This window comes from Candidatus Regiella endosymbiont of Tuberolachnus salignus, assembly GCF_964020115.1.
Classification (GTDB): domain Bacteria; phylum Pseudomonadota; class Gammaproteobacteria; order Enterobacterales; family Enterobacteriaceae; genus Regiella; species Regiella insecticola.
This window is the reverse complement of record NZ_OZ026542.1, coordinates 2,735,888-2,758,673: the sequence shown is the minus strand read 5'-3', so window position 1 is coordinate 2,758,673 and position 22,786 is coordinate 2,735,888. Positions and strand designations below refer to the sequence as shown.

Sequence of the window (22,786 nt, the reverse complement as noted above, 5' to 3'; positions counted from 1 at the left end):
ATTTATTGTATCGTAATTTTATTATCCGCCCAATTTATTAACCTGTTTTCGCCATTTATACCCTTCGCCTTTGAAGTCGCTGTGTTGTTGGCTGCGAGCCTTCGCCCTCATGGTATATCTACGCTCATCGGTCGGTCGCCCTGGCCGCCAGCGGCAACTTCAAAGGTGAACGGTATATATCTGAGAGCCTATCTGAAATCTCTGGTACTCGCGGATACTTTTATTTTTTTGTCATATGGTAGATTTTATCAGCTACTGCTATCGCATCTGGCCTGTGTGCGGCAAATATGCGTGTGATATTCATCGATTTTATAGCTTCATTTATTTTTCGTTCATTTTCAATGTCAAGAGCAGATGTAGCTTCATCAAGAATCAAAATTGCTGGTTTTCTATACAATGCACGCGCGAGAGAAATTCGCTGGCGCTGCCCACCTGAAAGTGAGCTACCTAACTCACCGATCAGCGTTGAATAACCAAGAGGCATAGCCTCTATTTCATCGTGGATAGCGGCCGCCTGCGCACAACTTTTCATGTATTCGATATCAGGATTATTGGCAAATGAGGTTATGTTTTGTAGCAGTGTGCCGGAGAAAAGAAAATCATCCTGCATAACGAATGATATCAGCGAACGATAACGTTCAGCGCCAATACGTTGCAAAGGTATTCCATCAATAAAAATATAGCCGGAACTGCTTTCCCGCAGGGAAGAAATGACGCTAAGCAGCGTGGATTTACCACAACCAGAACGACCGACGATAGCAAGGCTTTCGCCCGGTGAAACTGAAAAAGAGACGTTTTCAAAGATAGGTGCTTCATTGTTGTTGTAAGCAAACGAAAGCGCTTTAACTTCAACTTTCCCGGAAGTGATGAAAAAATTACTGTTTTCGGTATTTGATGCTGGTTCGCTTTTTGTCAGTGCGATATCGTTTAGCCTGTTTATGTGTGTCGGCAAGAGCCTGAATTGATATAACGCATCACTGAAATTAACCACGCGCGTAATAAACAAATCGGAAAACTGCATGAAAGCAAACATGGCACCAGCAGTAAACTTGCCGCTTTCAGCCAGGTTTACGCCAAAATAGATAACCACGCCTGATGTTAGCCCGGTAATCGCAAGAGAAAAAACCTGTGAGAAGAAATCGATTCTGAAAAGACGAATGTTAGACACAGCCGCTTCACTACAGAGGTTTAGCCATTTAAGTTTACGTTTGTCGGCCAAGCCAAGCATTTTAATGGCTGGGATAGCTTTCATTGTTTCCATATAAAAACTGTATTGTGCGGCTATTCGGGTGATCATCTCGGTTAGCGTAGCTCTGTAACGCTGAAAGCTCATCACTTTAAAAGTAGCATAGCTTACTGCAAGTAGCAGGACGACAACGGCTATTAGGGAGCTGTAAGCGAACATAAGAGCTGAAATAAAGGCGATTAGCACTAAATCGAGAATGGCGCCAATTGTTCGTGCTGTAAAAGCTTCCTTGATTTCTTCGAGCGACTGTATCCGCGATGCCATTTCTCCCAGTGTTCGCTTTTCAAAGAAAGCCACAGGTAAGCTGATGAGTTTCGTAAACACTCCCTCAGACCAGTGCAGGCCGATAGCATATTTCGTGGATGCAATAATCCAGGAGCGTGACCAGGATAAAATAGATCTTATTACCACTACGCAAAAAAATAGTGCAATCATGAAGGTAAGCGAACCCATATCGCTATTTTGCAAAACAGTATCAATAACAAATTGAGAGAATAGGGGGATCATTAATGTCAGGCCTTCCACTGCGCAGGACACAAGAAGCACAGTGCAAAGCAATTTTAATTTGCCTCGCACGCCTGTAAACATATCCCAAAGGGTTAAACGTAGCTCTGTATTTTTCTTTTCAAACAACGCTCCCGGCCACAGTTCGATCGCGACGCCGGTAAAACAATTTGATAGCTCAGAAAGGCTAATTTTTCTTTGACCACAGGCTGGATCATGAATGATTGCATAAGAACGCTTAATTGTTTTGAGAACAACAAAGTGATCAAATGACCAATGCAGGATACAAGGTGTATTTACAGAAAAAAGTTGCTGGAGCTCTGCACGAAAAGGTCTACAGGTAAGGCCAAATTTCTCTGAAACTTCAATAATTTCCTCGATGCTCATCCCTGAAGTAGGAACAGCGAATTTTTCCCGTAATGTATAGAGCGTTGTTGCATGGCCGTAGTAGCAAAGAATCATGGCAATACAAGCAAGACCGCATTCAGATACCTCATCTTGAACAATATCAGGAAGAGGGGAAGGAAAGCGCAGATTTTTTAATTTTTCCATTTAGTTAGTCACCAGGAAACTAAAGAGCCATTGATAAATTCGTTTCTGTCCTGTTGTGATGTTGGCCGTAACTTCCATGCCATGTTGCAGGTGAAAAATTTTGTTATTTTCAGGTTCAACGGTCACAGAGAAAAATATGCCTTTGTCGGTGCGGATAGCTGTAGGGGATATGGTTTTTACAGTGCCGTTGAGCTTTCCATATCTTCGCCACGGAAATGAGGATACACGGATTTTTACTGTTTGATTAGGCTGGACTTCACCAGCGGCAGCAGAGGGAAGATGGAGAGTAATCATCGGTTTTGCACCTGTAGGAAGGATAACCCCGATTACATCCCCTTTTTTAACCGCGTCACCCGCGATAACAGATGAATAGCCAAGCTTACCCTTCAACGGTGCAGTTACATCAGAAAAAGCCTCGATGGTGGCTTCTGTGAGCTCTTGACGTGCAGCGGCCAGTTGGTAGTTATATTCGTCGGTTTTGGTTTTTAGTGCCTCTAAATCCTTATTGCAATTCATCTGCAACTTTTCTATTTCGTAGTTAAGTTGCGAGAGTGAAACCTTTATGCGCTGAGCATCCTCTTTTGCAGCTATAAACTTACTCGTTGCTTCGTGTAATTCCATTCCTGAAATGATGTTTTTTTTGTCATACTTGTCAAACAAGGTTTTGCGTTTGTATTCAAGCTCAATTTTTCTATTAGTAGTAATTAAAAGTTGCTGATAGTTGCTAAGCTCATTTTTTTTAAGTGTAATCTCACGCTGCATATCCTCTTTGACTCGGTTTATGGATTTAGTTATGTCGGCTTTTCTATCCTCAAGACTGCTGATTTTTTTGAGGATAAGCGTTTTTGTTTTCTCGTGTTTTTCTTCGCCATCGAAAGTGATTTTACTGGTGATTGTGTAGAGGGTATCACTCGCGTGAACCTCTTCACCTTCCATTTTTGTTGAACTGGTTACAATCCCATCTAAAGGGGAGGTAAGCGCGTAAACGTTCGGACGGAAAGCAACGATGCCAGAGGCTTCAACATTGACACCATACTTGCCAAAGGTGATAAGGGCGGCCAAACAGAAAATCGTTATGATACTTAGCAAAAGTGGGGATCTGCTAGATTTAGTCAAAGTAAGGGCGTGTTTACCCATCCAATCAAGGTGTTTATTTTCAATGGCTTCTTTACGAAAGGTGCTCACTTTTCCTCTGTTTTTTTATTAGACCTCTCTCGGAACCTACTGCGTGACACGGATCCTGCGTCATGTACTTATGTTAACGAAGGTGGCCGTGCGTCTTGACTTCGCATAACGCGCGAACTATAGCCAAATCATTTTAATTTGATTTAAGTGTTGTCGTCGCTTGCCGTACTATTTGTACTGTCTGCGCTCCTCAGCCTTGAATCAAATTAAACTGATTCGGCTATACGGTTTCGAAAGAGATCTATTAATTCACTGAAATGTAAAGGTGATCTTTCGCGATCACAAGGTGTTTGTTTTTTATAAAATCACATCCTACAAATCCATCAATATCTGCTAAAGCAGGGGCATTCATGGTCATTTTAAGTGCGGGTATCACCAGATTTTTACCTGCAACAACTTCAGTTACTTCTGCGGATTCAACGTCAGTGTTTTTATTAAAAATAACGCTTCGATTTGCTCCTGTATCGATTACCAATCTGAGAGGCCTACCCCCTTCTCCGATGGCGTTAATCTCAGCACCATAATCAGTGCGGTTAATAGGTAATTTCTCCCACAGTGCTGTTTGTTCAGGAATAAAGCTATCGGAAATACTCAAGTTCATTTTTTGTAGATCGATGTGGAGTACCTTATCGCCGAACGTGTCAAGCCCTATTACACCATTTATCGGGAATGCCTTTTGGTGCTCATCCATTTTTCCCCATGGTTTGAATGCTATCAGCCTTACTTTCTGCTGTCGGATCCCGTCGATCATCAGTTCAGGCACCTCATAAATATTCGTTTGTCTAATTCCTCCGTATGCATCTGTATATTTTTTTGTTTTTAAAAATCTTGCAGGGGTGCCGGGAAGTGTTTGAATTACCTTTTCACTCAAATTTAGGCCACCAGAAGAGCCGGTATCAATAAGCAGGCGCTTAATGGTAATCCCGTTGATGTTGAGATTGGTTGTTAGTTCACAGTCGCTGGAAATAGTGATTTTGCTGGCAAACACCGTATTAAGCGAAAGTATGAAAAGAGTGGCGAACAGTGTTTTTATTCGTGATACGTTAAGCATCATTTTCTACCCCGATATTTTTAGCTATTTCATCTATGCCTACACCCATGTCATGCAAAATAGAGGCGCAGCGACTAAAAAAGGTTTTCATGGAATCACAGTATATGGTTTTACGCTTAAAGCCTTCAGTGGGTGAGTAGCGATTTATTGGACGCCCCCCACAGCAGATATTGCGCCAAACACACTCTCTACATTCATCAGGCAAAGATTTTTCTATCGTGCTCAGTGTGTTCAGCTGTTTGCTGGCGATAATCTCTTTAAGAGAAGTATCGGTAATATTACCAATGGAAGTAAAAATATCTGAATTTGTTGAACGTAAAGTATCATCAATATAGATATCACCTTCTGACGTAACAGTGAAAGCCAGAGCTGCAGCACTGTCTTTTACCGTTGTAACCCCCAGCACAAACGTATTCTCATTTCCGGCCATTTGTGCGATATGAGCGTTTATAATTCTTACATGGCACTTTGGATCGTTTTGGTTGTACCATTCATCACATAGATCAACTAAAAATCGGCTCATTCCATCTATATCGGTAGGATTAGCGTAATTACAATCCGGCAAAAGAAAGTCGAATTGACGACAACCCATAGCATCATATAGATGCCTGAATAGCGTTTTGCCGCTGGCTTGTGGATTTATGACGGACAAAACCGGCGCGGTTTTTTCTTTGCTTCCATCGCTGGATCGCGTAGTAAGCATTTTGTAACCGTTAAGCGTTCTTTCATAACTGCTACGCCCCTGATGATCGAGGCGATTGATGTCGTTAATGTGCTTCGGGCCATCTATAGAAACACTGACAGATATTTGATATTTTTGAAAAATTTTTATCCATTCTTCATCTATCAGCGTTGCATTAGTTTGAATAGCAATACGGAGAGAAGCGCCGTTGTAATTACCGTCATGCAGCATTGCGCAAAGTAATTCCATTCGCTCTTTTTTTAGCATCAGCGGTTCACCACCATGCAAATCAATCTGAATAACATCGATTTTGTATGTTTTTGCTGATGCTTCTAGAAAATTTCTGAGGGTTAGCATTGTAGCGCGTGTGATAACAGGCGCACTTTTAAGTGCTAAATCATTCCCCATGTTAAACACATAACAGTACTTGCAATTGAGGTTGCAGCGCTCGCTTACTTTAAGAATTATCTCAAGATGCTTCAGATGGTTATCTTTCATTGATACGCTCATAGGAAAGAATTGGCAAGAAGGCAGCACAAAAGTGCTGCCCGGTTTATTGCTAATTTTTAGAAGCTTTTTGACCAGTGAAGGTTAACCCAGCCACCATTACTACCGCCACCACGAACTGCACTCAACAGTTCGACTGTATTTTTTTTCTCAGTGTTTTTAATAAAATTGTTTTCTACCGCTTTTTTCAGTTTTAACATATTAGACTCCTATTATATTTATCCCTTCCAACAAGGGAGGTTTAACATTAACAAACAGGGCAAAAATGACAACCTCAATAATTATTATGATATAAAAAATGTGATTCTGTTCGCAAATAAATTTTATGCGTTTTACATTTTGGTAGATTAATAAATTAATGGATATAATAACAATTAATCGCCATAGAAATTTACTTTTTTTAAGTTTTATCATGTTTTGTTTTTTTGATTGTTTTTTGTAATTAATTGAATGATATTAGTTTTTTAAAATGTAATGATTGATTGTATCTATGATGATAAACATTATTTTTTAATAATAGGTATCACGCAATAAATAACAAAGAAAATCGGGTTGGTAAAATAGTTTAGTGTATTTATAAGTATGTTATGACAATGTGAAACTCAGTTATTCGAAAAGCAAAATTATTACAAATAACAATCTATCTAAGATAGTGACTTTTAATTAAAAATCTAAAACTTGTAATTTATTTCGAATAAATATATTTTATTAAAATTAAGTTTTAATATTCAATATAATTAAATATTAAACACTAAATGATATATTAATATTATTATTTCATTGTTTAGTTATGACAAACCTCCTTCCTAATAAAATAAATTGTGGATGTTAATTAAAAAGTGGCTAACCTTAATCTAAAGAACAGATGAATACTGGAGTAGCACTGTGAATGCTAATCAAAATCGCGGATTTATGCCAGCTGAAGAAAGTGATCACCTACGTACTTGGATGGCGTTCGACGTTAATCAGAGTTGGGGGCGTCGATATTTAGCTGAAACACAAAAAAGCATTGTTGATGTTGCGTTAGCTATAGCCAAGTATGAACCTGTAACTATGTTGGTTAATAAAGAAAATTATGCTACAGCACAAAAATTGATGGGATCTGAAGTAGAATTAATTATCCATCCTCTAGATGATGTTTGGATGCGAGATACCGGGCCAGTGTTTGTTTTCGATCAACAAAATCGTAAAGCTGCTATCGATTTTAACTTTAATGGTTGGGGAAATAAGCAAAAACATGATCGTGACGCTAAAGTTGCTTCATTTATCATTGAAAAAAGTGGAGCTGAATTAATCAAGACTCTATTAATATTAGAAGGAGGAGCAATAGTCGTCGATGGAGATGGAACGGCTATTTTTACCGAAAGCTGTGTTATTAATAACAATAGAAATTTGGGTATTAATAAAACTGAATGTGAAGATGAGTTGAAAAGATTACTCGGGCTGGAAAAAATAATCTGGCTTCCCGGGATAAGAGATCAAGATATTACTGATGGTCATACTGATGGTTATGTCAAATTTGTTAAACCAGGTGTGGTGGTTGCAGGTTATGAATCCGATCCTTTGTCCTATGATTACCAGATAACTCAATGTCACCTTGATATTTTGAGCAAGGCGATAGATGCAAAGGGACGTAAATTGGATGTTATTACTCTTGAAGCCCCTATATAGTGTCGTCATGAGATCTTGAGCCATAGAGCAAGGCATCGTATTTGTACAGCAGCGAGAAAAGAGGAGGTATTTTTTGCATAACGAGTAGCAATACCTCGCCAGCGCTTTAGGTGCAGAAAAGCATTTTCCACGAGATGTCGATGCTTGTAGAGCGCTTTATCGTACTCACGTTGAATTTTACGATTCTTTTTAGGTGGTATTACGATTTGCATGCCGGCTTCTTCTGCTTTTTTAATGATGTTATCACTGTCATAGCCCTTGTCAGCCAACAGATATTCTGCTGCAATACCTTTGGTTAAATTCGTTGCTTGCTGACAATCTGCTGTGGTACCTGATGTAATAAAAATTCTGACCGGCATACCATGCGCATCCACGGCCAGATGTATCTTACTGTTGAGCCCCCTTTTGTGCGCTCCATATCCTGATTACCGCCTTTTGCGCCTGCTGCATGAGGGTGAACTTTGCTATGAGTGGCATCAATCATCAGCCATTCAAAATCTGGCTCCACAATCAGCGCTTCGAGCAGAGACTCCCATAGCCCCTTGTCACGCCAGCGGCAAAACCGGCGATGAGTATTTTTCCAACCGCCATAATCAGGCGGTAAATCACGCCAGGGAGCGCCGGTTCTCAATATCCAGAAAACAGCATTAATAAACTGCCTGTTATCTCTGGCTATGCCACCCCAAGTGCCTTTTCTCCCCGGGAGATGAGCTTCCAATAGGCTCCAAACATGATCGGATATATCGTGGCGGCGATGGGCTAAATTCATTCCCGAATCATCTTTCATTATTGAATCATCTCAACAGTTGTCGTTATTTGTTACATGATAATATATTTTTTATTACGTGACGACACTACTTAGAACGATCCGTCAAAAATATGTTTCTGACAATTTTTTTGCGAGTTACATTAATTATTATGTCTGTAACAACGCGGTTATCATGCCGGAATTTGGTGATGAAAAAGCAGATAGAGCTGCTGCAGAAAAATTGGAAGAGTTATACCCTAAACGTGACATTGTCATGATTAATATTGATGCTATTGCCGTTGGAGGGGGAGGGATTCATTGTCTTACTCAGCAAGAACCCCGTTTTTAATCTAGCATGCCAGTTAGAGCCTATTCGAAATCTTCTACTGTATTAATTGATGATTGAGTTTGCTGAGTGCAGATTCAAGTTTGGAAAATTGAGAATTCATTCTATCGACTAAATTATACTTATTCATATTAGTTTTCTTTATTAGTTACAACATACATTAATTACTCTTTATATTAAAGAAACTCAATAAACAGCACAAACCAATTTAACCACCCAATAAGCAGACCTTGAAAGAAGTTGCTAAAGCCTCAACCACGCCTTACCAGCAAGCAAATCAGGCGTTTACTCGTGGAGATAGCCTTTTCATTACGGGGACGTTTTGGGAAATATTCAGGGCTCGCTTTCCCCCCGAGTCTGCAATGAATGCGGTCTATTTTTGCCCAGAGTGTCGGTCGTTTGATCTATGAACACTTTGAGTCATTTTTTGAATAGACTGCTTACAAAACCGTAGCGAGGGGTGGGGGAGTCGCGCTGCCCTGCGGCGCAATATACATGCGAGTACATGAGGATTACGAGCACCAAGTAACGCAGAATTCGGTTATGCAAGCAGTCTAGAGGGGTCTGCTCGGGTGACCGGCAGGTCTACTCACCCACGACCCCCTAGAGATTTAGAACAAATGTCAGCGCTAATGATAAAAGACCGTAAATTGCTAATTTAATTTGTCCACTCAAGCCAGAATGCAGTTTCCTTTGTGGTGACAAAGCCATGAGGGAAATAAGCATGCTAAGAAGAGAGGACCACTACATGATAAAACAACGCCATCAACAGGGGGCATTTATTGTTGATATTGCCCATCAGATAGGGTGTTCAGAAAAGACGGTGAGACGGCACATTAGCTATCCTGCGCCGCCAACAGCAAAACGCGGTAAAAAACAGGTTGCTAAACTCGAGCCCTTTAAAGACTACATCGATTCAAGGTTGAGTGAACAGGTTTGGAATGCGGCGGTTATTTTTGAGGAAATCCGTGAAAAAGGCTACCGGGGTGGGAGTGCGATGCTCCGACGTTATATACATCCCAAACGTCCGCTCAGGGCCTCGAAAAACACGGTACGCTTTGAAACCCTCCCCGGTTATCAACTTCAACACGATTGGGGAGAAATCATCGTTGAGGTGGCAGGCTCTGCCTGTACGGTTAATTTTGCCGTTAATACGCTCGGTTTTTCGCGTCGCTTTCATGTCTTTGCTGCCCCTAAGCAAGATGCTGAGCACACGTATGAATCGCTGGTTCGCAGCTTCAATTACTTCGGTGGCAGCGTAAAAAATGTCTTGGTAGATAACCAAAAAGCCGCTGTTATCAAACATGGACAAAATGGCCACATCGAGTTCAATGCGGGCTTCCTGCAACTGGCTAATCACTATGGGTTTAGCCCTCGCGCCTGTAAGCCTTATCGACCGCAAACGAAAGGCAAAACCGAACGGATGGTGGGCTATGTTAAACACAATTTTTTCACTCGCTACCGTCAGTTTGAGAGTTTCGCTCATGTTAATCAACTGCTAGCGATGTGGCTGGCGAAAGTGGCAGACCAGCGTCATCTTCGTCAATTCAAGCAGACACCGGAAAATCGTTTTGCTGAGGAAAAAATAGCCTTGATGCCACTCCCTGCGACTGATTTCGATACCAGCTACTTCGACCTACGACAAGTGGCATGGGACAGCTATATCGATGTCAGAGGTAATCGCTATAGCGTGCCTTCATTCTGGTGTGGTCGTGCGGTTAATATTCGTATCGGTTTAGATAATACGCTACGTATTTACGGCGATGAGCAACTGCTCGCGACGCATCTCTTGCAGGAGGTAACGCAGGGCTGGCAAAAGGTGCCAGAACATCATCAAGCCCTTTGGCAACAGGTCAATCGAGTAGCGTCTCGTTCGCTCAGTGTGTATGAGGAGCTACTCTGATGGAAATGGAAAACTTGTTGATACGGTTAAAAATGGATTACCTGGGCGATGCGTTGGAGAGTTTATGTGAAGAAGCCACCAAGAAAGCACTGAACTACCGTGAATTTCTCCAGCAGGCATTAGCCCAGGAATGGAACGGGCGTCACCAAAAAGGCTTGGAATCGCGGTTAAAACAAGCACGTTTGCCGTGGATAAAAACCTTGGAGCAATTTGACTTTACTTTCCAACCAAGTATAGACAGGAAAATTATCCGCGAGCTGGCGGGGCTGAGGTTTGTCGAACATCATGAAAACGTCATTTTGTTAGGCCCACCTGGGGTAGGGAAAACGCATTTGGCGATAGCGCTGGCTGTCAAGGCAGCTACAGCTGGGCATCGGGTATTGTTTATGCCTCTGGATAGACTCTGCTGTACCTTAATGAAGGCAAAGCAAGAAAACCGTCTGGAACGCCAACTTCAGCAACTGTGCTATGCCAGGGTATTAATACTGGATGAAATCGGGTATTTACCGATGAATCGCGAAGAAGCTAGCCTATTTTTCAGGTTATTGAGCCGTCGTTATGAAAAGGCGAGCATCATTCTCACATCAAATAAAAGTTTTACTGATTGGGGGGACGTATTCGGTGATCACATTTTAGCAACTGCGATTTTAGACAGGCTTTTACATCATTCAACCACATTGAATATTAAAGGAGAAAGCTATCGACTCAAAAATAAACGCAAAGCAGGCATGTTGCCTATAAAAACGACTGATATTATCCAGGCGCCTGGAATAGAAACCCAACAGGAAAATTAGCAAAAACTGGACATTTTAAAGTAGCAAAAAGTGGTCAATCTAAAGTAGCGTTGACACAAACTCTTAGCAAATGTGGTGTACTGTCCTTTTATTGATCGTAGGAGGGCATTTGTTCAGAAGGATGCTCAGGTGTTAGCTCTTCATTTACTGGATTAAATAGCCCAAATAATCCCATAAATTCCTGTAATGATAGCTTTTTATTGTTTAGATCGATTTGATTATCGGCGTAGTGAAAACTACTGCTTATAGTATCGTCTGTGTTTGTTGTTAGTTTAAATATTTTTCCCATCGCCGCTAAACCTTTAATTTGTTGTTCAGCGAGTGTTTGTGATTCTTCAGGGCTGTATCCAGCAAGTAACGCAATTTGCATTGTTAAATGCGTAGCCATAGCTTGTGGAATGGTCAATGTTGCATCTATTTTTTTCACATTCTGAGCTAAAAATGATCTCTGTAGAGTATTATTGGTTGTAGTTGTATTCGTTGTTGGATCTAGCAATTCTACATTCAGATTTAACATGCTTTCGCCCTTACTGTTTTTCCAGCTTAAGGGCTCAATATTTAAAGTGGGATTTCCTTTTAGGAGTATAGGTAACTGAGACCATAAGATGTCAGATAGCTCTTGTGCTTCAAAATCTTCACCTTGTTGTATTGTTTGTAATGCTTCTTGGTTATAAGCGGTAATAAATTCTTTCATCGCTTTACCATCTAGACGATTTAAGCTGAGTATTAATTTACCAGAACCAAAATCATTCTCTTTTATTTTTAATCCTGCCAAAGAATAGTTAAGTTTAGTATTTAAATGTTCATCTGATTCACCAAGGTAGGTATTGAGAATTAACCCTTCCAGCAAAACAATACTTTTTCCATCAGTATCCAACGCCATCTGTTTAATAGTAAGTTGTTTATTACCAAGAGCTAAATCAAATTTACCCTTACTGGTGGTACTTTTTAATTCTAGTCCCTGTAAACTATATTTTTCTAATTGATTATTATGGCTTTTATTAGTAAAAAAAATACTATCACTGTTAGCATCTAAGGTTACATTACGTAAATCCTTAGAAACATCAGCGTTGATAGTTGCACCAGAGAATTGCAGGCTAGCTGCTTTCTGTTGAGATTCCATTGGACTGATGTTAATGACAGATGCAATATTACCTTGGTAGGAGATATTTGAAATAGCAGTTAATGGTGCTTGGCCTTTTGTTATTTCAAATAAAGATGCCATTACCGGTGTATTTTCTAATTCAGAATGAACAACCGCCATACTGGGGATGAAATTAAATTTTTTTAGTTGGCTTAATGGGAAAGGACCATGGTTAATCTGTTCAATAAAGGTAATTTTATCACCCTCTTTCAACCATTTTTCGCCAGGCGAACTAACGTCAGATTGCAAAACATAACGAAAATGACTACTAAATAAGCCCCGTTGATAATCTTGATAAGATAATTGTAAACCAGCTTCTGGCAAGTATTCTTTCAATATCGCATTTGATTGATCAACCATTTTGTCCATACGTTGTTCAATTAATTTCCCCATATACCAAGTGGAGCCGATCCAAGCTGAACCAACAATTGCCATGATACTGATAGCCACTAATGATTTTTTCATCCTCTTTATCTCATCCTTATTTTAATAAATGCATTATCCAATAGACCTCTGTGTAGCAGCGCTATGCCCTTCGCCTTTGTATTGGCTGCGGGTTGTTCGCTTCATTAGGTAGTATCTCATCGGTCTCACCCCCTAGCCGCCTAGCGGCAGCTTCAAAGGCGAAGGGTATATTGCTGGTGTGTCGTTTGAATTATAAATTTCAATGTTATATTGTGTATGAAACGATAGCATATTGACAATAAATTAACGAAATGAAAAAAGTTTAAGGGAAAATAATGCGCGAAACTGATATCGAAGAAAAGAATGTTCGTCTTGAAAAAGACTCCATGGGAGAGATAAAAGTGCAGGCAGATCAATTATGGGGCGCACAAACTCAGCGTTCATTGGCACATTTTGATATTTCACAGGAAAAAATGCCGCAAGAATTACTTGATGCGCTAGCACAAACCAAGTTAGCAGCAGCAACAATTAACATGCAGTTAGGTGTGTTAGAAGAAAAAAAAGGGAAAGCGATTATTCAAGCTGCTAAAGAAGTAATAAAAGGTGAACATCTAACCGAATTTCCACTATCGATTTGGCAAACAGGCTCAGGCACTCAAACTAACATGAATATGAATGAAGTGCTTGCTAGGCGAGCCAATATCATTCTTGACGAATTTGTAGTACACCCGAATGATGATGTGAATAAAAGCCAAAGCTCTAATGATGTCTTCCCAACGGCGATGCATATTGCTGTGGTGGCGAATTTACATAAATATTTGTTGCCCGCTTTAAAAGCGTTGAAAGAAAAATTAGAAGCAAAAGCAATAGAATTTAATAAAATAGTAAAAATTGGTCGAACGCATTTACAAGATGCGACACCGTTGACCTTGGGACAGGAGATCTCTGGCTGGGTAGCGATGTTAAAACATAGTGAACAGCATATTAACGCAACACTACCACATCTTTATGAGCTCGCTTTAGGTGGTACTGCGGTTGGCACTGGATTAAACACACCTCCTGAATATGCGGTGAAGGTCGCTAAAGAAATAGCAACGCTTACTGAACAACCTTTTGTCACTGCGCCTAACAAATTTGAGGCGCTAGCCACTTGTGATGCTTTGATTCATAGTCATGGCGCTTTAAAAGGTTTAGCCACATCATTAATGAAAATTGCCAATGATATACGCTGGCTTTCATCGGGACCACGTTGTGGTATTGGAGAAATATCGATTCCGGAAAATGAACCCGGTAGCTCGATTATGCCGGGTAAAGTTAATCCAACACAATGTGAAGCAATGACGATGCTTTGTGCTCAGGTGATGGGTAACGATGTTGCGATCGGTATCGGGGGTGCATCAGGTAATTTTCAATTAAATGTTTTTCGTCCAATGATTATTCATAACCATTTACAATCGATCCGCTTATTGTCGGATGGCATGACTAGTTTTAATAAGCATTGTGTTGAGGGGATAAAAGCTAATGAAAAGCGTATTGATCAGCTGCTTAATGAATCTTTAATGCTAGTGACTGCATTAAATAATCATATAGGTTATGACAAAGCAGCAGCAATTGCTAAAAAAGCACATCAAGAAAGCCTGACCTTGAAAGCATCTGCAATATCATTAGGATATCTGACAGAAGATCAGTTTGATACATGGGTTAATCCAAAAGAAATGATTGGTAAGTGACTGTTCATCGCTGTTTTTCCATTTCATCTAAACGAGGAAAAGCAACTAAGGCGAAGATTAATATGAAAATCACAATCCGTAATGAACAAGCTGCCGATATTAACGCTATCATAAGGCTTATTGAATCTGCATTCCAAAAAGAAGAGATAGTATGGCCTTGGATCAGTATCCGTATCGCCTGAACACCAGAGGCAGGGTATAAGTTCAATGTTGATGAAGGCGGCTCTTGCTGAATTGAAGCGTTTAGATGGCTTGGGCTCTGTTGTACTCGGAAACCCTGCCTACTACGGTCATTTTGGATTCGAGGCGCATTCTGGTCTAGTACTTGCAGGTGTTTCTCTTAAATATTTCCAGGCAGTGTCTTTTAGTGGAGAACTGCCCAAAGAGACGTATTCTATCACAGGGCATTCGACGCTACAGTGTAACTTTTTAGCTTAGCATGGAGAAATTTTATACCCTTAGCCTTTGAAGTTGCCGTTAGGTGGCCAGGGCAACCGACCGACGAGCTGAGCTTCGCCAAAATCCTGGATAGATTTCCATCCCCAGGCTCCACTTAACACCGCGGCAAAAACTAAGAAAATCACATCGATCAATTGGTGCTTAATATTGATATCTTTACGTGGGTCAGGAATCAGGGCTAATTGCTTTAAAATGCTCATGTTTAGATATTCATTAGGACAAATACTCTTATGAGCATTCTGCCTACATAGAGTTCAAATTAAAGTGGGATCCCGCCCTGGGGGTAAGTCAGATACCGTCTTGCTTATGTCTTGGTAAGGGCTATTTTTGCATCAAAAGGAATACCTGATTTCAGCACGCCATACGCTGTCAACGCTACTTTAGATTGACCACTTTTTGCTACTTTAAAATGTCCAGTTTTTGCTAATTTTCCTGTTGGGTTTCTATTCCAGGCGCCTGGATAATATCAGTCGTTTTTATAGGCAACATGCCTGCTTTGCGTTTATTTTTGAGTCGATAGCTTTCTCCTTTAATATTCAATGTGGTTGAATGATGTAAAAGCCTGTCTAAAATCGCAGTTGCTAAAATGTGATCACCGAATACGTCCCCCCAATCAGTAAAACTTTTATTTGATGTGAGAATGATGCTCGCCTTTTCATAACGACGGCTCAATAACCTGAAAAATAGGCTAGCTTCTTCGCGATTCATCGGTAAATACCCGATTTCATCCAGTATTAATACCCTGGCATAGCACAGTTGCTGAAGTTGGCGTTCCAGACGGTTTTCTTGCTTTGCCTTCATTAAGGTACAGCAGAGTCTATCCAGAGGCATAAACAATACCCGATGCCCAGCTGTAGCTGCCTTGACAGCCAGCGCTATCGCCAAATGCGTTTTCCCTACCCCAGGTGGGCCTAACAAAATGACGTTTTCATGATGTTCGACAAACCTCAGCCCCGCCAGCTCGCGGATAATTTTCCTGTCTATACTTGGTTGGAAAGTAAAGTCAAATTGCTCCAAGGTTTTTATCCACGGCAAACGTGCTTGTTTTAACCGCGATTCCAAGCCTTTTTGGTGACGCCCGTTCCATTCCTGGGCTAATGCCTGCTGGAGAAATTCACGGTAGTTCAGTGCTTTCTTGGTGGCTTCTTCACATAAACTCTCCAACGCATCGCCCAGGTAATCCATTTTTAACCGTATCAACAAGTTTTCCATTTCCATCAGAGTAGCTCCTCATACACACTGAGCGAACGAGACGCTACTCGATTGACCTGTTGCCAAAGGGCTTGATGATGTTCTGGCACCTTTTGCCAGCCCTGCGTTACCTCCTGCAAGAGATGCGTCGCGAGCAGTTGCTCATCGCCGTAAATACGTAGCGTATTATCTAAACCGATACGAATATTAACCGCACGACCACACCAGAATGAAGGCACGCTATAGCGATTACCTCTGACATCGATATAGCTGTCCCATGCCACTTGTCGTAGGTCGAAGTAGCTGGTATCGAAATCAGTCGCAGGGAGTGGCATCAAGGCTATTTTTTCCTCAGCAAAACGATTTTCCGGTGTCTGCTTGAATTGACGAAGATGACGCTGGTCTGCCACTTTCGCCAGCCACATCGCTAGCAGTTGATTAACATGAGCGAAACTCTCAAACTGACGGTAGCGAGTGAAAAAATTGTGTTTAACATAGCCCACCATCCGTTCGGTTTTGCCTTTCGTTTGCGGTCGATAAGGCTTACAGGCGCGAGGGCTAAACCCATAGTGATTAGCCAGTTGCAGGAAGCCCGCATTGAACTCGATGTGGCCATTTTGTCCATGTTTGATAACAGCGGCTTTTTGGTTATCTACCAAGACATTTTTTACGCTGCCACCGAAGTAATTGAAGCTGCGAACCAGCGATTCATACGTGTGCTCAGCATCTTGCTTAGGGGCAGCAAAGACATGAAAGCGACGCGAAAAACCGAGCGTATTAACGGCAAAATTAACCGTACAGGCAGAGCCTGCCACCTCAACGATGATTTCTCCCCAATCGTGTTGAAGTTGATAACCGGGGAGGGTTTCAAAGCGTACCGTGTTTTTCGAGGCCCTGAGCGGACGTTTGGGATGTATATAACGTCGGAGCATCGCACTCCCACCCCGGTAGCCTTTTTCACGGATTTCCTCAAAAATAACCGCCGCATTCCAAACCTGTTCACTCAACCTTGAATCGATGTAGTCTTTAAAGGGCTCGAGTTTAGCAACCTGTTTTTTACCGCGTTTTGCTGTTGGCGGCGCAGGATAGCTAATGTGCCGTCTCACCGTTTTTTCTGAACACCCTATCTGATGGGCAATATCAACAATAAATGCCCCCTGTTGATGGCGTTGTTTTATCATGTAGTGGTCCTCTCTTCTTAGCATGCTTATTTCCCTCATGGCTTTGTCACCACAAAGGAAACTGCATTCTGGCTTGAGTGGACAAATTAAATTAGCAATTTACGGTCTTTTATCATTAGCGCTGACAACGCTAGTTGGAGTAATTTACGCATTGCTGCACAGACACCGACTTTGCCCCCTTTATTCCGTTTTACCAATCGTTCCCATTGAGATTTTATTATTGGATTGTGCGTGATTGAGGTAAGGGCTGGCATGTACAGCGCTTTTCTGAGTTCTGTACACCCGACTTTTGAAAGGCGGCTTCGCCCTTTAAAGAGGCCAGATTCGCACAGTTTCGGATTAAGCACTGAGGTTCGGGTTTGGAGTAGATAATGAGCGCCCTGCTGGCTCCATTGCATTTGCTGTTTTTTAACCATTCTTTTTGCCACCACTTCATTGATAGTTGATTCTACAAAGGCGGTAGAAATGGTCTCCCCATATCGGTACATCTCGCCATAATTAGGGATTATCATCCGGTTATTGCTAATGTAGGTATATTTCATCCAGATGAGTTAACAGCTTCTTACGGTTATGGAAGCCCTGAAAAACCGCTAAAAGTAGTCTATTCTGTCATTAATAATTTTTTTAGGTTAATAGTGAAATGAAAACGAAATCGACGAGACGAGGCGACTTTTTAGCGCAGATGAATAGGATAGTTCCCTGGGAAAAAATTCTGTCTAAACTCAGTATCAATTATCCTAAGCCAACAGCCAAAGGGGGAAGACCGGCAAAACCTTTAGAGGTGATGCTGCGGATTTATTTTTTACAAAATGGGTTTAATTACGCTGATTTATCGATGGAAGAAGCGTTATATGACATCCCCTTACTACGTCAATTTACCGGTATCTCCGTCGATGCGATTCCCTCCGATCCCACCATTCTGCATTTTCGACACTGGCTGGAAAAACATCATTTAAGCGAATCATTGTTTGAAGAGGTCAATGCGCATTTAGCTTCGTGTGGGCTGTTTATCAAACGGGGTAGTATTGTTGATGCTACGATCATTCATGCACCCAGTTCAACTAAAAACCGGCAAAATGGCCGCGATCCTGAAATGAAAGCCACCCGTAAAGGCAATCAGTGTTTTGGTATGAAAGCGCATATTGGTGTGGATGCACAGACGGGTCTGGTGCATTCCCTGGTAGGAACCTCGGCGAATGTAGCCGAGGTAACGCAAGTTCATCACCTTCTTCACGGCCAAGAAGAGGTTGTCCATGGTGATGCCGGTTATAAAGGCGTGATGCGACGCAGTGAACATCAACATCGTGCGGTCATCTGGCACATCCCCCGACGGAGGGTATTGGCCTTGCCCGGGCAGGAGCAGCAGGTATGGGAGAAACATCGGCATCGGCAAAGTCTTATTGCGAAAATCCGGGCTAAGGTTGAACATCCCTTTCGGGTGTTAAAATGTCAGTTCAACTTTAGAAAAGTGCGCTACAAGGGCTTGGCAAAAAATACCGCGCAGTTATTCAGCTTATTTGCTTTGACCAATCTCTTTCTCGCTAGAAAAATCCTGCTCTGTAACCCCTGATTTTCCATTGATACTGAAAAAAAGTGTATCCGCCGTCTCTTATACCGTAAAAAAAGAGTGCATTGATTTTCTTTTTTATTACATGACTTTAAGAATTAACGCTATTAGCTCAAAATATAGCATTCATTATCGGTTTTTCAGGGCTTCCATAAATTTGCTGATTCGCCTGCATTCCCTGAGAAGTCAGCTGTGCCATCAGTTTTTTCCTCGGATGCTCATCGATTTTTTGAACAAACCCAAAACGTTTAGCCGGGACTTCATCGGAGTACGATTTTCCGACAATGACTTCAAAATGGTTCTTTTTATTATTTCTGTTGCGAACTCTCTTTATCAGTATAAAGATGTAATCGGGGAAGAAGTAAACGTAGCGCCCGTGCATTAGGTTTGTACCTATGTTTAATCTGATTAACATCATAATTATGTAATTCACCTATTTTAGGTAACTTAGTGCCATCATAATTTTTATACAATGCAATTAATGGCATAGGGCAGGGGTGTTGTACTTGTTTTTGTTTTTCTTGATACCATACTCGGGCAATAGGTTGAACTTTCACGGGGCGTTTAATTAGCAACCGTGAATCTTCCGGTAACTGGCTGACTTTATCAATTTCTTGACTGATCCATGTTACCCATTCTTCACGACTAAAAGGTGGCACTGCGCGACCTGCATTCAGACTTTTATTAAGTTGCGCAAGTAAATCTTTGCGTTTTATATTTTTTATAATGTGTTTATTGGCCCAGCCAAAATGAATAGAGCTTGGATTGACTAACAGAGTTATTGTACGGTACGTATTAAGTGTTATCAGACCCCGAAGGTGAGTATGAACAAATTCAAAACGTTGTTCACTAGGTAAGCCAGATTCAACAGTAATGATGTGTTCTAGTTGAGTTTTTAAGGTGTTTATTGTTGAGATTAGTGTAGTACAGGAGAGATATTCATCATCATCCACAGAAAAACACAGGGCACCAGGTAATCGTACTGCGGCTTTACTACTGACATTCGGATTATTATTATGAATAAATAAACGACGAAAATGTTGTAAACCTAAAGAACAGGCTTCTTTTCCTTTGATTGATTTTACAGCTATTTTTTCTATGGGATTATTTTCAGTTCCTTTTTCTATATCAGGCAAAATAAAGATGTGGGCAGATAACAGTTTAAATTGTATTAATTGATGCTCGAGTTTGCTGAGAGCAAATTCAAGTTTGGAAAATTGAGAATTCATTCTATCGATTAAATTATATTTATTCATATTAATTTCTTTTATTAGTTACAACATGCTTTTTTCCCCTCAAAAAAAGAAGAAAAGAACAACATAAACTACAGAAAAAAATCTAAAAAACTTACCAACGATAACAAATTAAAATCAAAAGTATAACCCAATTCTACACAAAAAATCTCCACAAAAAAGAAGATAACATGACATTCATTACAGTGTAAATTTTAAACTATGATAAATTTATTGAGTAATATCCTAAGTATTTTCTGATTTTATTCATATTCTACTGAATCAACTCCTTCGGCGCTTATTTATAAGCATAAGCTCAATAATAGGGTACTCCATTTTCGATACTACTCTATCAGAAAATCCAGTAGCATAAGATATAACAGCACGAGACACATGGTTACGAAGAAGCTCTTGTACCATCAATCTAATAAAGCTTTCGTATTTTTTATATCATTCCCTTCTAATAGCAAGGTCATTCCGTTATACTTCAGTATTAATGGTTCCTGTGTAGACTGTATGTCACTGGATAAAGAACCTGAAAAAGAATGCTGAACAAAAGAGGATAGGGTGGTCAACCTATGTTCCCCTGAATTTTTAACAGCAACTATCTGCTCCGCCATATCTACTAGTGGCGAAAAACCCTGCTCTGAAAGAAAGTTATCAATATCTGCATAATCCAAATAAGTAAGTTTATCTGGAATTACAATAGGATGAAGATATTTTTCAAATTCACGGATATCAGCATCATGCTGGCTATCAGAAGAAGTAGCGAAATCGGGCGATAGCCTATTACCTATGCTCCGTACTGACAAAGCTACTGATGAATCCTCTTGCTCCCGAGAAAAATTTTTTTGGCTTGATTGAGAGGATAACGATGATATTTTATTTGATATTGGCATATTACGGTTCTTTTTTATCATTGAATAAACGGTAATTATTTATGCTATTCAATAAAAATACAGGTAAAAGATGCGCGATAATATTCAGGGAAAATACATCATTATTATTGAAGGTTAGCAAAGCATATCAAAAAAACTTAAAGGGTACAGCGGCCACTAAATCACTAATGACATTTTTTCCTCTTCTAAGTATAGCTAAGTTAAGAAACTAATCTTGGTGGATACAATCATTAAAAAATATTCCGACGAAAATCATTTCTAACTAATTAATTCAATTTAATGGTATCTACACACTGTGATAAAATGCTTACCGCAGTAAGGCATTTTATCGTTTAAAAGGTATCCTATAAAAATATCCGCAGGTATTATTTTGTGAAGAGTAAAGAAAATTCTATTGAAAAAAAAAGCAGCGCTTTATTGTTTGGAATCGACGACGAATTAGATTCGTACAAAATAATTGACACAATTGTAATTCGTCAAGCAAAGGCATCCGACATCAATGCATTAGCCGAACTACGTTGGAGGCTTTGCACGAATGACTTACCAGATGACACTATTAAAAAAAGAAAATTTATTGAGGAATTTTGTACGACATTACCGAATATTGAAAACAACGATAACTGCATTCATTTTGTTGCTGAATATGATTACAAAATCATTTCTGTATTATCAGTAATTAAAGTTACGAAGATCCCATCACCAAATGATCCTTATCATCAATATGGATACTTAACTAACGTTTACACTTTACCGAAATTCAGAAATAAGGGGATTGGCAGTGCTTTGCTAGATAAAGTTAAAAATGACCTAGAGATCCAAAAATTAGAATTACTTATTGTTTGGCCAAGTAATAAAAGTTTCCCTTTCTATCAACGAAATGGTTTTTGTCGTCAACCAGATCCTCTTGTACTTAAAATCATTGAAAATAAACAGATATGACTTGCCAGAAACGAACATATAGCCAGGAAGAATTAGCGCGTTATTTTTACCATTGGAAATTGGTTGCTGATGGTTCTCCCTTTTGGACAAAATCAAGCTACTTACAACCAGTGAGCTATCAAGGTCAAGCAGCGATGTTAAAAATCTCGATTAGCGAGGGGAGCACAACTGATGGCTTGGTGGGATGGCTACGGGGCAGTTAAAGTATTAGATTATACAGATAATGCGCTTCTTCTTAAGCGAACGCTCGGAAATAAATCTCTTATCAAATATCAAAATGACTCGTAGCGGTCTATAGATGATCAAGCAAGTAAAATTATCTGTCATGTTGCTGCGTGCCTCCATACTCCACGGAAACAATGCTCATCCGATCTGATGCCGTTATCAACTTGCTTCGAAGCGCTGATGCGTGCTGCCAAAAAGCATGGTGGAATTTTTGATGATGCGGCGTCTCTTGCCAGAAGCTTGCTCACAAAACCTGAAGAAGTGGTTGTCCTTCATGGCGATCTGCATCATGGAAATATCTTGGATTCAGGATCACAGGGCTGGCTTGCTATCGATCCAAAAAGTTTTTTAGGAGAACGTGGGTTTGATTTCGCCAATATTTTCTGCAATCCTGATGCTGATATTGCAACATCACCTGGACGACTGATGAAACAAGTGATGGTTGTTACAAAAATGGCTCATCTTGATCAGCATCGCCTTCTTGCTTGGATTGTATCCTGGGCAGCATTGTCTGCTGCTTGGCATATAGAGGATGGGGAGGATCCAGACACTACATTGGCAGTTGCCAAAATTGCGCTTGAAGCGTTGCGTTTAAAATAAATTATCTGACAAACAAAAGTTAATT

The 22,786-nt window shown here is 40.4% G+C and carries 19 protein-coding genes and 5 pseudogenes; 9 read left to right on the top strand and 15 right to left on the bottom strand.

Features of this window, described 5'->3' with window-relative positions; genetic code table 11:
* Positions 1-220: 220 nt before the first annotated feature.
* The 5 genes from AACL30_RS13890 to AACL30_RS13870 all read right to left on the bottom strand — a co-directional run bounded on the left by AACL30_RS13890 (position 221) and on the right by AACL30_RS13870 (position 5,927).
* On the bottom strand, positions 221-2,302 hold the full coding sequence (locus tag AACL30_RS13890) for a peptidase domain-containing ABC transporter (RefSeq protein WP_339057013.1): 2,082 nt from the start codon (positions 2,300-2,302) through the stop codon (positions 221-223).
* On the bottom strand, positions 2,303-3,487 hold the full coding sequence (locus tag AACL30_RS13885) for an HlyD family secretion protein (RefSeq protein WP_339057012.1): 1,185 nt from the start codon (positions 3,485-3,487) through the stop codon (positions 2,303-2,305).
* A 244-nt stretch (positions 3,488-3,731) separates the two neighbouring features.
* Positions 3,732-4,541, bottom strand: coding sequence for an aspartyl protease family protein (locus AACL30_RS13880; protein WP_339057011.1), 810 nt, complete (start codon positions 4,539-4,541; stop codon positions 3,732-3,734).
* On the bottom strand, positions 4,531-5,718 hold the full coding sequence (xyeB, locus tag AACL30_RS13875; protein ID WP_339057010.1) for a cyclophane-forming radical SAM/SPASM peptide maturase XyeB: 1,188 nt from the start codon (positions 5,716-5,718) through the stop codon (positions 4,531-4,533). The genes AACL30_RS13880 and xyeB overlap by 11 nt, the downstream gene beginning before the upstream one ends.
* Positions 5,719-5,786: 68 nt before the next feature.
* Positions 5,787-5,927, bottom strand: coding sequence for a hypothetical protein (locus AACL30_RS13870; RefSeq protein WP_339057009.1), 141 nt, complete (start codon positions 5,925-5,927; stop codon positions 5,787-5,789).
* Between the two features lie 685 nt (positions 5,928-6,612).
* Between AACL30_RS13870 and AACL30_RS13865 the strand changes: the two genes are divergently transcribed.
* Entirely contained in the window at positions 6,613-7,398 is a 786-nt protein-coding gene (locus AACL30_RS13865) for an agmatine deiminase family protein (RefSeq protein WP_339057008.1), read from the top strand.
* A 5-nt stretch (positions 7,399-7,403) separates the two neighbouring features.
* Here AACL30_RS13865 and AACL30_RS13860 read toward each other — a convergent pair.
* Positions 7,404-8,167 (bottom strand): IS5 family transposase gene (locus AACL30_RS13860; protein WP_422389587.1). Its coding sequence is split into 2 segments (ribosomal slippage): positions 7,404-7,807 and positions 7,807-8,167, totalling 765 coding nucleotides; the frame shifts between segments, so codons are not numbered across the junction.
* 94 nt (positions 8,168-8,261) lie between these two features.
* Here AACL30_RS13860 and AACL30_RS13855 point away from each other — a divergent pair.
* Positions 8,262-8,495, top strand: a pseudogene (locus AACL30_RS13855) (agmatine deiminase family protein); the annotation flags it as partial.
* Positions 8,496-9,095: 600 nt separating this feature from the next.
* Here the strand turns inward: AACL30_RS13855 and AACL30_RS13850 are convergent.
* Positions 9,096-9,218, bottom strand: a complete 123-nt coding sequence (locus AACL30_RS13850) for a hypothetical protein (protein ID WP_339057007.1) — start codon at positions 9,216-9,218, stop codon at positions 9,096-9,098.
* On the opposite strand from AACL30_RS13850, the gene istA (AACL30_RS13845) reads away from it, so the two are divergent.
* Both istA (AACL30_RS13845) and istB (AACL30_RS13840) read left to right on the top strand, forming a co-directional pair.
* A complete protein-coding gene (gene istA / locus AACL30_RS13845; RefSeq protein ID WP_339056344.1) occupies positions 9,217-10,395 on the top strand; it encodes an IS21 family transposase in 1,179 nt (392 codons plus the stop codon). The two genes, AACL30_RS13850 and istA (AACL30_RS13845), sit on opposite strands and share 2 nt — an antisense overlap.
* Positions 10,392-11,189 (top strand): IS21-like element helper ATPase IstB, encoded by a 798-nt coding sequence (gene istB / locus AACL30_RS13840; RefSeq protein WP_339058365.1) that lies wholly within the window; start codon positions 10,392-10,394, stop codon positions 11,187-11,189. The genes istA (AACL30_RS13845) and istB (AACL30_RS13840) overlap by 4 nt, the downstream gene beginning before the upstream one ends.
* An 88-nt stretch (positions 11,190-11,277) precedes the next feature.
* On the opposite strand, the gene AACL30_RS13835 is transcribed toward istB (AACL30_RS13840), so the two are convergent.
* Positions 11,278-12,798, bottom strand: coding sequence for a YdgA family protein (locus AACL30_RS13835; protein ID WP_339057006.1), 1,521 nt, complete (start codon positions 12,796-12,798; stop codon positions 11,278-11,280).
* Between the two features lie 275 nt (positions 12,799-13,073).
* On the opposite strand from AACL30_RS13835, the gene fumC reads away from it, so the two are divergent.
* Positions 13,074-14,468 (top strand): class II fumarate hydratase, encoded by a 1,395-nt coding sequence (fumC, locus tag AACL30_RS13830; protein WP_339057005.1) that lies wholly within the window; start codon positions 13,074-13,076, stop codon positions 14,466-14,468.
* A gap of 207 nt (positions 14,469-14,675) precedes the next feature.
* A complete protein-coding gene (locus AACL30_RS16585; RefSeq protein WP_422389556.1) occupies positions 14,676-14,906 on the top strand; it encodes an N-acetyltransferase in 231 nt (76 codons plus the stop codon).
* A 65-nt stretch (positions 14,907-14,971) separates the two neighbouring features.
* On the opposite strand, the pseudogene AACL30_RS13825 reads toward AACL30_RS16585, so the two are convergent.
* From AACL30_RS13825 to AACL30_RS16580, 4 genes and pseudogenes are all read right to left on the bottom strand, one after another.
* Positions 14,972-15,127 (bottom strand): annotated as a pseudogene (locus tag AACL30_RS13825) (transposase family protein); the annotation flags it as partial.
* A gap of 223 nt (positions 15,128-15,350) precedes the next feature.
* Positions 15,351-16,148: an IS21-like element helper ATPase IstB gene (istB, locus tag AACL30_RS13820; protein ID WP_339058365.1), complete on the bottom strand. Its 798-nt coding sequence runs from the start codon at positions 16,146-16,148 to the stop codon at positions 15,351-15,353.
* Positions 16,145-17,323, bottom strand: coding sequence for an IS21 family transposase (gene istA / locus AACL30_RS13815; protein ID WP_339056344.1), 1,179 nt, complete (start codon positions 17,321-17,323; stop codon positions 16,145-16,147). The genes istB (AACL30_RS13820) and istA (AACL30_RS13815) overlap by 4 nt, the downstream gene beginning before the upstream one ends.
* Positions 17,324-17,385: 62 nt before the next feature.
* A pseudogene (locus AACL30_RS16580) lies at positions 17,386-17,857 on the bottom strand (transposase); the annotation flags it as partial.
* An 82-nt stretch (positions 17,858-17,939) separates the two neighbouring features.
* On the opposite strand from AACL30_RS16580, the gene AACL30_RS13795 reads away from it, so the two are divergent.
* Positions 17,940-18,869 carry an IS5 family transposase gene (locus tag AACL30_RS13795; RefSeq protein WP_339057004.1) on the top strand — a complete coding sequence of 310 codons (930 nt, stop codon included), beginning with the start codon at positions 17,940-17,942 and terminating at the stop codon, positions 18,867-18,869.
* Between the two features lie 148 nt (positions 18,870-19,017).
* Here the strand turns inward: AACL30_RS13795 and AACL30_RS13790 are convergent.
* The 3 genes and pseudogenes from AACL30_RS13790 to AACL30_RS13780 form a co-directional block, all read right to left on the bottom strand.
* A pseudogene (locus tag AACL30_RS13790) lies at positions 19,018-19,191 on the bottom strand (ISKra4 family transposase); the annotation flags it as partial.
* Positions 19,175-20,122, bottom strand: a complete 948-nt coding sequence (gene tus / locus AACL30_RS13785; protein ID WP_339057003.1) for a DNA replication terminus site-binding protein — start codon at positions 20,120-20,122, stop codon at positions 19,175-19,177. The gene tus and the pseudogene AACL30_RS13790, both read right to left, overlap by 17 nt.
* A 395-nt stretch (positions 20,123-20,517) precedes the next feature.
* Complete coding sequence (locus tag AACL30_RS13780) at positions 20,518-20,997, bottom strand: hypothetical protein (RefSeq protein ID WP_339057001.1); 480 nt, start codon at positions 20,995-20,997, stop codon at positions 20,518-20,520.
* Between the two features lie 372 nt (positions 20,998-21,369).
* Here AACL30_RS13780 and AACL30_RS13775 point away from each other — a divergent pair, with 372 nt between their 5' ends.
* Positions 21,370-21,936, top strand: coding sequence for a GNAT family N-acetyltransferase (locus AACL30_RS13775; RefSeq protein WP_339057000.1), 567 nt, complete (start codon positions 21,370-21,372; stop codon positions 21,934-21,936).
* Positions 21,937-22,107: 171 nt separating this feature from the next.
* Positions 22,108-22,761: pseudogene (locus AACL30_RS13770) on the top strand (aminoglycoside phosphotransferase family protein).
* Positions 22,762-22,786 lie beyond the last annotated feature (25 nt).